Origin of the sequence: Enterococcus sp. DIV1283b (assembly GCF_051710965.1) — a bacterium.
GTDB classification, from domain to species: Bacteria; Bacillota; Bacilli; order Lactobacillales; family Enterococcaceae; genus Enterococcus_B; species Enterococcus_B lactis.
The window spans coordinates 20,275-33,169 of sequence record NZ_JBIOLR010000001.1; the positions used below are offsets into that span (position 1 = coordinate 20,275).

The window sequence follows — 12,895 nt, forward strand, 5'->3', positions numbered from 1 at the left end:
TCTGGTAAACGGTGCTCCACCTGCTGCTTCTCGGTAATAAGATCGCTGTCCTAGAAAATATGAGGAACTATTTTCTGTCCATCGTTCTTAATACTCGAAGCATAGCGCAGTTGTCACAACCTCTTTTCATATAATTCATTCAATACTGGCAAATCATGGACTTCATATTTTTCTTTGAATGCTTGGATTTCTTCTTCAGAATATTTTCTTGAATCTAAATGAAGATCTTCTACTGGCAATGGGCGCTTGTTATTGATTTTCACATCGATCACTACAGGACGGTCTGATTTTGCGGCTGCATCAAAGGCAAACCGAAGTTGCGAGTATTCTGTGACTGTAAAGCTTTTTGCACCGAGGGCTTCTCCAACTTTACCGAAATCTGCACCTTCTAAAAATACACCGAATTTCTTTTGTTCTGTATCTTCTTGTTCTGCTTCGATGAAACCAAAAGAATCATTAGAAAAAACAACATTGATAATTGGAAGCTGATATTTGACTTGTGTAATGATATCTTGCATGACCATAGCAAATCCGCCATCACCACTTAAGGTAAATACTTGTTTTTCTGGGTAGCTTAGTTGTGCGGCAATTCCTCCAGGCACACCATTACCCATAGTTGCGAACCATCCAGATGTCGTATGTTTTTGTTTACCGTTCATATTTAATAAGCGAATAGAATGGATAGTCGTGTTACCGACATCTGTGACGAAAATCGCATCGTCTTCAGCAATCCGATTGATTTCTTTATAAACAGCCTCTGGTCGAATCGGTTCTTCCTCACGATCTTCAAAAGATTTCAACCAATTTACCCATTTTTCTTTATTTTCCTGATTTGCTAGGTACCAGCTATCAGCAGGACGAGCATCACCTAATTCGACCAGTCTTTGCAAAGCCGTGTTTGCATCACCGAGAATCGACAGCGATGTTTCATGGCGCCGTCCGAATTTTGACGCATCAATATCGATTTGGATAAATTCAGCAGTTGGATTAAAAAATGCACGTCCAAATGGGAAGTCGCTACCGACAAATAAGATCAGATCGGCTTCTGCCAATGCTTCATTTCCGGGTTTAGTAGCGACACGTCCAGCAAAACCAAGAAAGTTTTCATAATCATCAGGAATAATTCCTTTTGCTAGAACGGAAGCGACAATAGGAACTGAAAAATGTTCTGAGAATTCTTTGATTTGCGGAAATCCGTTTCGCGTTCCTTGACCAACATAAAGAACTGGTTTTTTTGCTTTTTCAAGATAAGGCAAAGCAGCCAGCAAATCTTTTTCTTCTGGTAATATCACACTTGTTTTGTGAGTATGAGCAGTAGAGAAAGGTTGTTCATCAATTTCTTCAAATCCAAGATCAACAGGAATAGTCACGATAGCCACACCTTTATGCTCATAGGCGGCTTTAATGGCTTCATCTACGACATGTGGAAGACTTTGGGGCGTCATGACTGTACGATTGTATACGCTGACATCTGCGAAAATAGGATTTTCATTTAATTCTTGGAAAGAGTTATAGTTCATGGATGTAGAAGCAACTTGTCCTAAGAACGCTACTAGAGGCACATGGTCCATCTGTGCATCATACAAACCATTGATCAAATGTGTCGCACCAGGTCCTGCAGAGCCGAAGACAGCGCCGACTTTCCCGGTTAATTTTGCATCTGCGGCTGCTGCTAGTGCACCGACTTCTTCATGACGGACTTGAATATATTTGATTTCGCTTTTTTCGTGATATAGCGCATCCATAATCGAATTGAAAGATCCTCCGGGAATGCCATAAATATGGTCGATGCCCCAGCTTTCAAGAACTTTTACCATTGCGACTCCTGCATTGATTTTTGACATGGTGTTTCACTCCTTTAGCAATGATGATCCGTAAATTTTTGGTATCTAGAGTATAGAACTTTTTATCGAAAATCCCAACTAATTCGTCTTTTCACAAAAATGTAGTCATGTTTTTGGGAATATGCTAGAGTAGTACATAAATAGATTCAAGAGAGGGGAATGGCATGGTTGAATGGCTATTGAGGCTTGATCCTTGGCAGCAAGCACTTGCTGGGACAGCTTTTACTTATTTTATGACAGCTCTTGGTGCCGGATTGGTTTTTTTCTTTAAAGAAATCAAAAAAGAAGTGCTAAATTTGATGTTAGGATTTGCTTCTGGTGTCATGATTGCTGCAAGTTTTTGGTCCTTGCTCGATCCAGCGATTACAAAAGCAGAAGAAAATGGAGATATTGCTTGGCTAGTTGTAAGTATTGGATTTGGTTTAGGTGGGGTGTTTTTATATATGGCAGATAAAACACTGCCCCATATGCATTTTGGACCGCAACATGAAGCAGAAGGATTGCCTACCCATTTAAAGCGGACAATCTTGCTTGTTTTTTCTATTACATTGCATAATGTTCCTGAAGGTTTAGCCGTGGGGGTAGCATTCGGTGCAGCAGCAACTGCGGATAATCCGACAGCCGCTATATTAGCCGCTGTTTCGGTGGCGCTAGGTATTGGTATCCAAAACTTCCCAGAAGGAGCAGCTGTATCAATCCCATTGCGACAAGAAGGTCTGAGCCGTAAAAAAGCCTTTGTTTACGGACAAGCTTCTGGAATCGTTGAACCAATCGCTGGGGTGATTGGCGCACTACTAGTAACGAAAGTGGAACTGCTGCTTCCTTATGCACTTGCTTTTGCTGCAGGAGCGATGATTTATGTCGTGGTGGAAGAATTGATTCCCGAAGCACAGCAGACATTGTCTAGCAAGCGTCATTTTGCAGTTTTTGGTGTCATGAGCGGATTTATCATTATGATGATCTTGGATGTGGCATTAGGATAATTCTGAAAATCCATATATGATATATCAAATAGGGCCGCGAACTTATATCGCGACCCTATTTTTAAGTATGTTATATCATAATAGAGTGATGATGTGATTCATTAATAATAGTTTTTTCTATGTGTATTGCCTTTGATCCAGCGAACGAGCCAGATGATAAGTGCAATCGGAATCAAAACTTTGACCGCAAACCATAAAAGGCCGCTTACGACACTAACAAAAAGACTGATGACAAAGCTAGCGGCAATCAACACTAAAAGAACCATGAAGATATTTAAGAACATATTTTTTTGACGCATACAAAACCCTCCTCTTGTTCATTCTTTACTATAGAAAAAGTATAACAGGGATTCTCTAAAAACACCTCCAACTGCAGACTGATTTTTACTTCATCTGCTTAAATGATCAAACAATTGCTTTTTCCCTTGTTTATCATCTAAAATAGAGCGGAAAAGGAGGAGAATATCATGCCTAAAAATCGTCTTGAAGCATTTACAGATGCTGTAATCGCCATTATCATGACTATTTTAGTTTTAGAACTTCATGAACCTAACGGAGATACGTGGGAGGCGCTCGCTGCATTAGGTTACCGATTTTTTATCTATATTGTCAGTTTCATCATCTTAGCGATTTATTGGAACAATCATCATCATTTATTTCAAGTTGTACATAAGATAAATGGACGGGTCTTATGGGCGAACAGTTTCTTTATTTTTGCGCTTTCACTTTTTCCATTTGCCACTTCATGGATCAGTGAGTACATCAATAGTCTGGCTCCAGAAATGACTTATGGTTTTGTTACCTTGACCGCTAACATTGCGTATTATATCTTGGCAAAAGAACTTGTCAAAGCAAATAAGGGCCACGAGAAAGCATTGAAGGCGATGCTGAATGATTACAAGAAATCGTATTTATCGATTGGCTTGAATGTCTTAGGAATTGTCTTAGGCTATTTAGTAGCGCCAGTAGCCGTGCTGATTGCAAACATCGTGATTCTGGCTGCTTGGATCATCCCAAGCCGTACCATTGAATCACAATATCGGTAAAATGATCCGTGTTTAAAAATTAAGAGAAAAATATAGAAAAAATAATCAAACGATCAAATATCCGAGTGATACTAGTATTCAAAGAGGGATGCAGATGGATCAAAAAAGACTTCATGTAGGACTGATTACTAGTTTTGTCACGATGCTTATTTATTTGGATCAAGGTCATTTGACTTGGACAGTAGTTAGTGTCACGGTATTTTTGACATTATTCGCAGCAATAAAAAAATAAACATCTTTATGTAAGCTAACATTCTATCTATTTAATAAAAACATGTTTACAGCAGTATGATTCTGTTGTAAACATGTTTTTATTTGTGGAAAATTTTTATTTTTAGAAAAGTATATTGAAATATAAAACATTAGTTTTTCCACAGTGGATAACTTTATGATAGCTAAAAAAACAATAGACTAGTTAAAGGAGACAGATAGATTTCTTTTGACAGGGGATATACATTAGAAATGAATAAATATTAACGAGAGTTCAGATGGTTTTAAAAAAGTAAATTTGAAAGAGTGAAAAATAACGAACTAGCTATATTTTAAGCGTTATTTTATAGTTAAAAAATAACGATACACTTATTTTGATTTCTCTACTACTTCTAAAAACTGCTGCTTTTTCCTTTGAAATGCCTTCAAAAAGTAGGATCAGGTAAAATCTACTGGCAGAAATCAAGGAAAAAGATACCTTCATAAGAGAGAAAAATGATAGAAAAGAAGAAAAATTATTTATAGAACAAGCTTTTTGCAACAAATTAATATACCTATACGGGGTATAAAGAAGAACGAAGATTTCTTAATTGATTTAAGTATTGAATAGGAAAATGCTAAGATTTAAAGCATGTAAGCTAAAAAAATAATCATTTTTGATTCAAATGCGTACTTAAATTATGAAGAAGTTATGATAATACTTATTTTTCAAGGAAAAAGAGCAAACCTAACCAATTTAACGAATAAAAAGGGGAAGTAAACAAAATATATATTTCTGTACTTTTTGTGATAGCGCTTTAATGATACACTTAAAAGGAGGAATAAGCCTATCTAAGAGTTTCTTTATAAAATAGCAGGCAATGTTCCCTTAAACATATGAAAAGCTGGAGCAAGCATTCTACTCCAGTCACATGAGTGTGTTGATACTATTTTATTGAATAGGGATTGCTAAATGGAAAATCGTACCCTCTTTGTTGCTTTTGACTCGAAGAAGCCAATCATTTTTTCGAACGAGAGAGGCAACAATAAATAGTCCGAGCCCAGTTCCTTCAGCTGTAGTTTTCGTTGTAAAAAACGGAGTGAATATCTTATCTCGGATTTCTTCTGGAATACCAGGTCCATTATCTGCTATTTTGATAAAGACCCAATTTTTTCCTTGTTGCAAAACGGGGATATCTGTCATGCATTTAGGAAGTTCCGCGCATTTTTTGGATGTGATGTGTATATGGGCATCGTTTTTTGCTTGATAAGCGTTCATTATCAAATTATAGAGGACGATTTGCAGATCTTCTTTTTCAAATCTGCTACTTCCATTAGCGGAAAGATCAGTATCTAGAATGATTGTCTTAGGAAGTAAAATACGAATCGTTTGTATCGCTTCTTGAACCGTTTCTGATACTTGATGGAATGACCGTTCCCCTAAATGTACTTTTGAAAAGCGCAAGACATTGGTAGAAAGTTGCAGTCCTTTTTCTGCGGATTGATAGATTTCTTTTAAATCTTCAGTTAATTGTTCATCTTCTTGGCGTTCTTCTATCAAAAGCTGTAAGTTACCGATCATGGGTGTCAAGAAGTTGTTCATGTCATGAACGATCGTGGTAGTCAATAAACCGATTGTCTCTAATTTGGATTCTTGAAGGATACTTTTTTCCAGCTCATATTTTTCTTGTAAAAGCAGTTGTCGTTCTTGCAGACGAATATTCTCTAAGTAAGTTTCATTTCGTTTTACATAATAGCGGATGGAAACAGTTAACAAAAAAACAATGACTAGCAAGAACATTAACAATCCTAGTGTAATCAGGTTATCCTGTAGGAGCAACCCATTTCTTTCGTAATAATCTTCATTGCTAGCAGCGATAAGTCGAGTGTTACCAACTGTAAACCACTCATAGGAAGAAATCTTCATCACTTGTTTAGGATGTTTTTTTGTCCACCAGTATGAATAGTAGGTCAGGCTGCCTTTTTTATGTTTCAGTTGTTCTTTTTCTAGCTGCTCCAAACTAGCAAAATCAAAAGTTGGGAATTTTTCTTTTCGATCATCTACCACTGTTAAGCCAATCTGTTCCTGAGAAGGATGCATGATGATCTTCATTTCTGCATTTTTGACCATTGTATAGCCGATGACTGCAGAATCTTTTGAAATATTGGTCTGATAAATCTGCTGTAAATCAAGCGGCATGACGAGTAAAACTTGTTTTTTAGAGGCGAGAGAAACTTGCTGGTATAAATTTATGTAAGCATGATGTTGATGGAAATACACCTCACCATTTCCAATAGTATTCTCTGACAAAGCTGTTGAAAATAAAGGATCGGCTGTTAGGGTTTTTGGTATATCAGTAAAGGCACTCTGAAATTTATATTGGTGAATAAATTGACCATTAGAAGAGAAAAGGAAAATACCGATTGCAGCTTTTTGATTTTTAGATATAGAGACATCAGAAGCAAGTTCCTCGTTTTTCATTTGTCCGCTGTACTTGTCCAGTAAGCATTGATAAGAAAAAATCTTTTCTTTGATCAATTCAATAGCAGAATGATTGATTTGAGCTAATTGCACTTCTGCAGATTTTACAGCTTTTTCTTGTGAAGTATGAAAACTGGCAAGTGTAAAAATAATTCCGCTGATCGTCAGCAGCAGGATCAGTGCGATGGGAGCATAGAGACCTTTGTTTGTAGGTTTTTTCATTGTTCGTTCCTTTCTGTTGCTAATCTATCAAATAAAAATAGAGGAGGAGTTTTTGTGCGAAATGAAAAAATTTTAGTTGTAGACGATGAGCCGGCGATTCGAAAACTGATTTGGAAGTCTCTGCAATCTACAGGCATTTTAGTTTATCAAAGCGACTCAGTAGAAAAGACGATTGAAATCATGTCACGTGTGACATTTGATCTTTTTTTACTTGATATCAGCCTTGATTATGAAAACGACGGGTATCATTTAGCGCAATTGATTCGAGAAGAAGATCCAGCCGTTCCGTTACTGTTTCTAAGTGGTAAGAAAAGCGAAGAGGCGATGATTACCGGTTTAGAAGTAGGAGCAGATCAATATTTGACTAAGCCTTTTTCTTTAGATCTTTTACGCGCACAAGTGACAGCAGCTTTAGATCGTAACAAAGCGATTCGCAACCAGTCTGCCCATCCTGTAAAAGGAGAAATCAAAACCGGAGATTTTCGATTTGACCCAATACGTTATCAATTGTTTAAAAAAGATTTTCTGATTCAATTATCATCTAAAGAACTTCAGTTGATTCGTTTTTTCATGGAAAATCCAGATCAGGTCTTTTCCAAAGAACAAATTTATCGCAGTGTTTGGAATGATGATCATTTTGATGCCAATACGATTATGGTTTTTATCAATCATTTAAGAAATAAAATCGAAACCGACCCCAAAAACGCAAAGTATTTAAAAACGATTTGGGGAATCGGCTATACATTCCTGCCTGATGGAGACAAGGAATGTTCTAAAAATGAAAAATAAATACTTAAAGCAAGTAGATCAGCAGAACCGCCGGGGCTTAAATGCCGTTTGGTCAAATGGAGGTCATAAATTGTCAGTTCATGGATGAATGCTTGCGCTGATAAATTTTTTCTGAACAGATAGCTGCTTTCAGCTTGTACTTGCTTTAAAGCTTCAAAGCCGCCACGATGGAGCAAATTGCTGTCTTGTGTCTCGCTCATCAAAAAAATCAATGCATATAAGTATTTTATCTCTTGGTTGTTTTGCGTATGCTGCCGTAAAAAATCTAACAGCTTATTTAGTGTAGGGAAACCGCTTGCTGCTTCGCCTCGGATTCCGGTAATGCCGTGTTCGAGATAAAGTTTTTCTCCATAAGTCAAGGATTCTTTATCTTTACATGAGAGGTGCTGAAAATCTTTTTCTACTATTCCGGAGACGATCTGCTTTGCTATTTGAAGGACAGACTCAGTATCTTTCTTTGTAAAGGGAAGGGTAGCACCTTTTTTGATATATAGACCTGTAGCACCTAGAAGAATCGCAAAAGAGAAATTAGCACCCTTATGTGTATTTACACCATTTGTTGCGTGTAGCATTGCTTTTTCTGCTTTTTTTCCAATCTTTCGTAACTGTTCAAAAAGTAAAGGAACATCTCCTTTATGATTATAACCAGCCTCTGCATATTGATAAAAAAAGGGGGCTAAACTGACGATACTGTCGAGAAAAGTATAAAAATCCATATCGTGATGAGCACCATTCGAGTAGCGATCGACCAGTCCGGGTTTTGGAGTAAGTGAGACTTCGTATAGCAAAGCCTTTTCTGCATAACTACTGATGGTCTTTAATAAAGGATTAGTCAATTTTTTGCCGCTCCATTTCTTCTAGAATGAATTTTAGCGAGTGATCTAAATGTTCATGGGTCAATAAAGTGAGTTGCTCTTTGTTTTTTGTTTTCATCCCTCGATAGATAAGCCAATGTTCCTCCAAGGCTGTATTTCTACGTTTAGAGGAACGAATGGCAATATCACGAAAGTAGACAAGGTAAGATTGCAATTCTAATACAATTCCTTTTAGCCGAAGCATTTGGCTCTTTTCATAAATAAATGCATTGAAATCGGAGAAATTTTGTAGTAATTCATCTACTCGATCTTCTCTATTTAATTTCTCCCCATATATCAACAGCGCTTTCATTTTTTTAAAATCGTCAGTTGTCATTTGATCCATAGCTTTAATTGCGGCGAGTGTATCAAGCGATTTTCGAATATCATAGATTTCATGAGCATCTTTCGTACTTATTCCTTTTACTACGACACCGATTTTAGGAACATATGTGACTAATTTTTCTGTAGTTAATTGCTTTAGCGCATAACGGATCGGGGTACGGCTGATATTCAAGATCTCAGAAAATTCTTTTTCGTTGATTCGCGTACCAGCAGGAATTTCTCCTAAAATAATCGTTTTTCGAAACGCTTCGTAAAGTAAGATTTTCAAGGTCTTATTTTGTGAAAAATCAAGATTTTTTTTGACTGCATCAATAATCGAGCTCATTTGCCAACTCCTTTCTGACTATTTGAATTGGATTCTAAAAATCAATTAATCAAGCAACTAAAGGAATCATAACGAAAAAAATAACAAAAAACAATTGTATATAAAAACAAATTTTCGAATTAATCTTTTTATGGTTATTTATTGAGGAATGTAAAGCGGCATATGTCCTAAAAGAATGATCGTAACGACGAAAATGATGAAGATCCCTAATGCATACTTTGCTGCTTCTTTTTGCCATTGTCCCATATCTAAACCTGTCAGGCGCAAAAGCAGATAAATAAATGCGACTAGCGGACTCAGTAAATGAAAAGCCTGTCCTAATAAGGAGGCAAGAGCCATTTGCATATTAGTAAATCCATAAGCACGACCTGCTTCTGCTAAGACTGGTAAAACACCAAAATAGAAACCATCATTTGAAATAAAAAATGTTCCTGGTGCAGAGATCAAAGCAATGACCAATCCCCAAAATCCAGCAAGCTGCTGAGGAATAAGGTGCGTGAAACTATTAGCTAAAGCGGTAGCCATACCGGAACCTTGGAATAAGCCCATGAAGATTCCTGCGGCAAAAACAAGGATGACAACTTGAACAGCATCGCCACCATTTGCGCCGATTCGTTCTGATTGCTCTTTCAATACCGGGTAATTGACCATCAAAGCAATACATGTTCCTACTAAAAACAAAAGAATAGGTGGAAGAGCAATACTTGAGATGAAAGAACTGGCAACTAACCAGCCGATGAGAAGAATCGTCAATGCAGCATTGAATAAAAAATTTTGTGGACAACGAATCTTTAGCATATCTGGATCAGAAACAGTTGTCATTTCTTTGATTTCTGCATCTGTCAACTCAGTGATTCCAAGCCTCGCCCGCTCTTGTTTTCCCATACGACGAGCAACAAATAAGATGACATAAAGCAAGGAGAGAAACATTCCTGGGAGCAAATAAGTCAAGATATCCGCATCAACTTCTAGAACTGCCATTGCACGAGCAGTTGGTCCACCCCAAGGAAGCAGATTCATGATAGTGTTTTGAAGGATGATCAGCACACCAAGATTCATCATTTTCATCTTTAGTTTTTTGTAGATTGGGATGAACGCAGAGCAGCAAATCAATGTAGTTGTCGTTCCATCACCGTTTAGTGATACCGCTGCTGCAACAACTGCAGTGGCCATTAGGACTTTCATTGGATCTCCCTTAGCAAAATAGATCATTTTCCTTGTAATCGGGTCAAATAAACCTGCGTCTAACATAATTGAAAAGTATAAAATAGCAAAAAGTAGCATAATCCCTGTATTTGCTGTAGTAGCTACACCTTCTAAGACAAAATCGCCGATATTTCCTTTATCGGCTACGCCAGCTAGCATCGCGATAATTGTCGCGATAATTGTAAAACAAAGTGGGATAATAACTAACGCTGTAAATGGTGACATTTTCTTTTTCATAATGACAAACATAAACACGATAATCATTGCATAAGATAAAATTGTAAGTATCATGATATTTCTTCCTCTCTAATTCTAAATAAATGTAAGCGTTGACATATTGCTGTAAAAAAATAAATACATTTGGCTCTTGATCCGCCTCGCCCCTCCTTTTTGTTTTTTATCAATTCATTGCTTAACGTGGTTAAGAATAATCAATATGAAATACAGTGAAAAGATGAATGATGAAAAAGAACAGAGAAAAAACAATTCCTAAACTTATTTCTTAGCTCTAGCTTAATAAGTTCTTAACGAAATATTAATTCGAAGAAAATACTTATATACCAACGTTTTAAAGAGTTTTATTTATTTTTTGAAAAAAAGGAACAGCGAAAAAACAATTCAAACATAAAATAATGCTAGCTGATTTTTTAGTTATTTTTATAATGGAAATGAGTCGAATAACGGAGAAAGGAGAAAGGCCTTGAACTTTTTGAAAAACCTGTTCAAAAAAAAAGAAAAACAGCAAAAAGAAGAATTTCAAACAAAACATCCATCAAACGAAGCTTTACTTTCAGATGAATGGGAAGCGGTTCCAGAATATATTCCCACAAGTTCCGAAAACAACGAGATAGTGAGTGTAATCTCTGCTGCTATTGTTGCCAATAATCAGCCAAAAAGCCGATTCGTAGTCAGAAATATCCAAGAACGCAATCCTGAAGCTGTACTTGTCTCCATGATTGCGACAAGTATCGTAGCTGGAGAAAAAGAAAAATCGCAATTCATCGTAAGAAAAATCATGAGAAAAAAAAGAGAAATAATTATTGGAGGTCGAAAAAATGCTACGTAAATTCAAATTAACGATTGATGGAAAAGAGTATTTAGTAGAAATGGAAGAGATTGGCGGCACTCCTCAACAACTGTCTATGCCTAGCCAACCTGTTGTTCAGAAGCCAATAAGTCAAGCAGAGGAAACACCGTTAAAAAGAGAGACAGCACCCCTTACGCCGATAGCTCAAGGAACAGATGATGCCATCACTGCTCCGATGCCTGGCACGATCTTAAGAATACTTGTTGACAATGGGGAAGCTGTTCAGGAGAATCAGCCATTGATGATTTTAGAAGCCATGAAAATGGAGAATGAAATTGTAGCTGGAAAAGCTGGAACAGTAACTGCTATCCATGTTACTGCGGGGGATATGGTCAATCCTGGTGATGCATTGATTACGGTTTCGTGATCATTAATTTAAAAAGAGGAAGTGAAGTTTATGGAGACATTGATTGAAGGTGTAACTGGGATCGCAACGGAACCTGGACGCTTAGTTATGATGATCATCGGTGGCATACTGATGTATCTAGGAATAAAAAAGGAATATGAACCAACCTTACTTGTGCCTATGGGACTAGGTACGATTTTGGTCAATTTTCCCAATTCAGGGGTACTTAGTGCGGGCGGAGAAGCGGGGCCGTTTCAAGTTTTATTTGAAATGGGGATCAGCACAGAATTATTTCCTTTACTTTTATTTATTGGGATTGGCGCGATGATCGATTTTGGACCATTATTGCAAAATCCGTTTTTGCTGTTGTTTGGGGCAGCAGCTCAATTCGGGATTTTCTTTACGGTAATCGTGGCCGTCTTATTAGGATTTGATTTAAATGACGCAGCCTCGATTGGGATTATTGGAGCCGCAGACGGGCCAACATCTATTTTTGTAGCGAATACGTTGAATTCGAAATATATGGGAGCGATTATGGTTGCTGCTTATTCGTATATGGCACTAGTTCCAATCATCCAACCAGTCGCCATCAAAGCAGTAACGACCAAAAAAGAACGTCAAATCCGTATGAGCTACCGTGCAGGCGAAGTTTCTCAAACAGCTAAGATACTGTTTCCTGTAGTGATTTCGATCGTAGCCGGGCTTATTGCACCTGTGTCTTTACCTCTTGTGGGTTTCTTGATGTTTGGGAATTTGTTGAGAGAATGTGGCGTGTTGGATCGATTATCCATTACGGCACAAAACGAATTAGTGAATATCATCAGTATTTTGTTGGGTCTGTCGATTTCTGTCAAGATGCAGTACGAAGAATTTTTGAAAGTCGATACATTGATAGTGATCGGTCTAGGGCTAGTAGCCTTTATCATGGATTCTATCGGTGGGGTGCTATTCGCAAAAATGCTGAATTTATTCCGCAAAGAAAAAGTGAATCCAATGATTGGTGCAGCTGGGATTTCTGCTTTTCCAATGTCTAGTCGAGTCATACAGAAGATGGCAACAGATGAAGATCCGCAGAATTTTATTTTGATGCATGCAGCTGGAGCGAATGTTTCAGGTCAGATTGCTTCTGTTATCGCAGGTGGACTACTTTTGGCACTGCTCACATAAAAAGGAGGAA

13 protein-coding genes are annotated in these 12,895 nt (G+C 37.4%); 7 read left to right on the forward strand and 6 right to left on the reverse strand.

From position 1 onward, the window contains the following. Nucleotides 1-113: 113 nt before the first annotated feature. Nucleotides 114-1,844: a pyruvate oxidase gene (gene spxB, locus IGJ53_RS00085; protein WP_259741631.1), complete on the reverse strand. Its 1,731-nt coding sequence runs from the start codon at nucleotides 1,842-1,844 to the stop codon at nucleotides 114-116. 164 nt (nucleotides 1,845-2,008) lie between these two features. Here spxB and IGJ53_RS00090 point away from each other — a divergent pair, with 164 nt between their 5' ends. Further along, entirely contained in the window at nucleotides 2,009-2,827 is an 819-nt protein-coding gene (locus tag IGJ53_RS00090) for a ZIP family metal transporter (RefSeq protein ID WP_002292643.1), read from the forward strand. A gap of 101 nt (nucleotides 2,828-2,928) precedes the next feature. Here the strand turns inward: IGJ53_RS00090 and IGJ53_RS00095 are convergent, their stop codons facing one another. After that, on the reverse strand, nucleotides 2,929-3,126 hold the full coding sequence (locus IGJ53_RS00095; RefSeq protein ID WP_002309889.1) for a hypothetical protein: 198 nt from the start codon (nucleotides 3,124-3,126) through the stop codon (nucleotides 2,929-2,931). Nucleotides 3,127-3,294: 168 nt separating this feature from the next. Between IGJ53_RS00095 and IGJ53_RS00100 the strand changes: the two genes are divergently transcribed. Together IGJ53_RS00100 and IGJ53_RS00105 are read left to right on the forward strand one after the other, a co-directional pair. Further along, the gene (locus IGJ53_RS00100) at nucleotides 3,295-3,873 is read left to right on the forward strand and encodes a TMEM175 family protein (protein WP_010731698.1); all 579 of its coding nucleotides are present in this window, start codon (nucleotides 3,295-3,297) and stop codon (nucleotides 3,871-3,873) included. 94 nt (nucleotides 3,874-3,967) lie between these two features. Beyond that, entirely contained in the window at nucleotides 3,968-4,105 is a 138-nt protein-coding gene (locus IGJ53_RS00105) for a hypothetical protein (RefSeq protein WP_002320647.1), read from the forward strand. A gap of 909 nt (nucleotides 4,106-5,014) precedes the next feature. Here IGJ53_RS00105 and IGJ53_RS00110 read toward each other — a convergent pair. Beyond that, nucleotides 5,015-6,766 carry a sensor histidine kinase gene (locus IGJ53_RS00110; RefSeq protein WP_438749288.1) on the reverse strand — a complete coding sequence of 584 codons (1,752 nt, stop codon included), beginning with the start codon at nucleotides 6,764-6,766 and terminating at the stop codon, nucleotides 5,015-5,017. Nucleotides 6,767-6,820: 54 nt separating this feature from the next. On the opposite strand from IGJ53_RS00110, the gene IGJ53_RS00115 reads away from it, so the two are divergent. Continuing rightward, nucleotides 6,821-7,555, forward strand: coding sequence for a response regulator transcription factor (locus tag IGJ53_RS00115; RefSeq protein WP_259741628.1), 735 nt, complete (start codon nucleotides 6,821-6,823; stop codon nucleotides 7,553-7,555). On the opposite strand, the gene citG is transcribed toward IGJ53_RS00115, so the two are convergent. From citG to IGJ53_RS00130, 3 genes are all read right to left on the reverse strand, one after another. Then, nucleotides 7,504-8,391: a triphosphoribosyl-dephospho-CoA synthase CitG gene (citG, locus tag IGJ53_RS00120; protein ID WP_259741627.1), complete on the reverse strand. Its 888-nt coding sequence runs from the start codon at nucleotides 8,389-8,391 to the stop codon at nucleotides 7,504-7,506. The genes IGJ53_RS00115 and citG overlap by 52 nt on opposite strands. Then, the gene (locus IGJ53_RS00125; protein ID WP_259741626.1) at nucleotides 8,384-9,079 is read right to left on the reverse strand and encodes a GntR family transcriptional regulator; all 696 of its coding nucleotides are present in this window, start codon (nucleotides 9,077-9,079) and stop codon (nucleotides 8,384-8,386) included. Before IGJ53_RS00125 ends, citG begins: the two co-directional genes overlap by 8 nt. Before the next feature lie 138 nt (nucleotides 9,080-9,217). Next, the gene (locus tag IGJ53_RS00130; RefSeq protein ID WP_438749291.1) at nucleotides 9,218-10,576 is read right to left on the reverse strand and encodes a CitMHS family transporter; all 1,359 of its coding nucleotides are present in this window, start codon (nucleotides 10,574-10,576) and stop codon (nucleotides 9,218-9,220) included. 409 nt (nucleotides 10,577-10,985) lie between these two features. On the opposite strand from IGJ53_RS00130, the gene IGJ53_RS00135 reads away from it, so the two are divergent. From IGJ53_RS00135 to IGJ53_RS00145, 3 genes are read left to right on the forward strand one after another with little or no spacing between them, the layout of a single operon-like run. Continuing rightward, nucleotides 10,986-11,351: a hypothetical protein gene (locus IGJ53_RS00135; RefSeq protein ID WP_259741625.1), complete on the forward strand. Its 366-nt coding sequence runs from the start codon at nucleotides 10,986-10,988 to the stop codon at nucleotides 11,349-11,351. Then, nucleotides 11,341-11,739 (forward strand): acetyl-CoA carboxylase biotin carboxyl carrier protein subunit, encoded by a 399-nt coding sequence (locus tag IGJ53_RS00140; protein WP_259741624.1) that lies wholly within the window; start codon nucleotides 11,341-11,343, stop codon nucleotides 11,737-11,739. The genes IGJ53_RS00135 and IGJ53_RS00140 overlap by 11 nt, the downstream gene beginning before the upstream one ends. Before the next feature lie 30 nt (nucleotides 11,740-11,769). Next, nucleotides 11,770-12,885 carry a sodium ion-translocating decarboxylase subunit beta gene (locus IGJ53_RS00145; RefSeq protein ID WP_259741623.1) on the forward strand — a complete coding sequence of 372 codons (1,116 nt, stop codon included), beginning with the start codon at nucleotides 11,770-11,772 and terminating at the stop codon, nucleotides 12,883-12,885. Nucleotides 12,886-12,895 lie beyond the last annotated feature (10 nt).

Bases quoted from the DNA above. Each gene is read 5' to 3' on its own strand.
- IGJ53_RS00095 (WP_002309889.1), bottom strand. From the start codon at position 3,126: ATGCGTCAAAAAAATATGTTCTTAAATATCTTCATGGTTCTTTTAGTG.
- IGJ53_RS00125 (WP_259741626.1), bottom strand. From the start codon at position 9,079: ATGAGCTCGATTATTGATGCAGTCAAAAAAAATCTTGATTTTTCACAA.
- IGJ53_RS00100 (WP_010731698.1), top strand. From the start codon at position 3,295: ATGCCTAAAAATCGTCTTGAAGCATTTACAGATGCTGTAATCGCCATT.
- IGJ53_RS00090 (WP_002292643.1), top strand. From the start codon at position 2,009: ATGGTTGAATGGCTATTGAGGCTTGATCCTTGGCAGCAAGCACTTGCT.
- IGJ53_RS00145 (WP_259741623.1), top strand. From the start codon at position 11,770: ATGGAGACATTGATTGAAGGTGTAACTGGGATCGCAACGGAACCTGGA.
- IGJ53_RS00105 (WP_002320647.1), top strand. From the start codon at position 3,968: ATGGATCAAAAAAGACTTCATGTAGGACTGATTACTAGTTTTGTCACG.
- spxB (WP_259741631.1), bottom strand. From the start codon at position 1,844: ATGTCAAAAATCAATGCAGGAGTCGCAATGGTAAAAGTTCTTGAAAGC.
- IGJ53_RS00130 (WP_438749291.1), bottom strand. From the start codon at position 10,576: ATGATACTTACAATTTTATCTTATGCAATGATTATCGTGTTTATGTTT.
- IGJ53_RS00110 (WP_438749288.1), bottom strand. From the start codon at position 6,766: ATGAAAAAACCTACAAACAAAGGTCTCTATGCTCCCATCGCACTGATC.
- IGJ53_RS00140 (WP_259741624.1), top strand. From the start codon at position 11,341: ATGCTACGTAAATTCAAATTAACGATTGATGGAAAAGAGTATTTAGTA.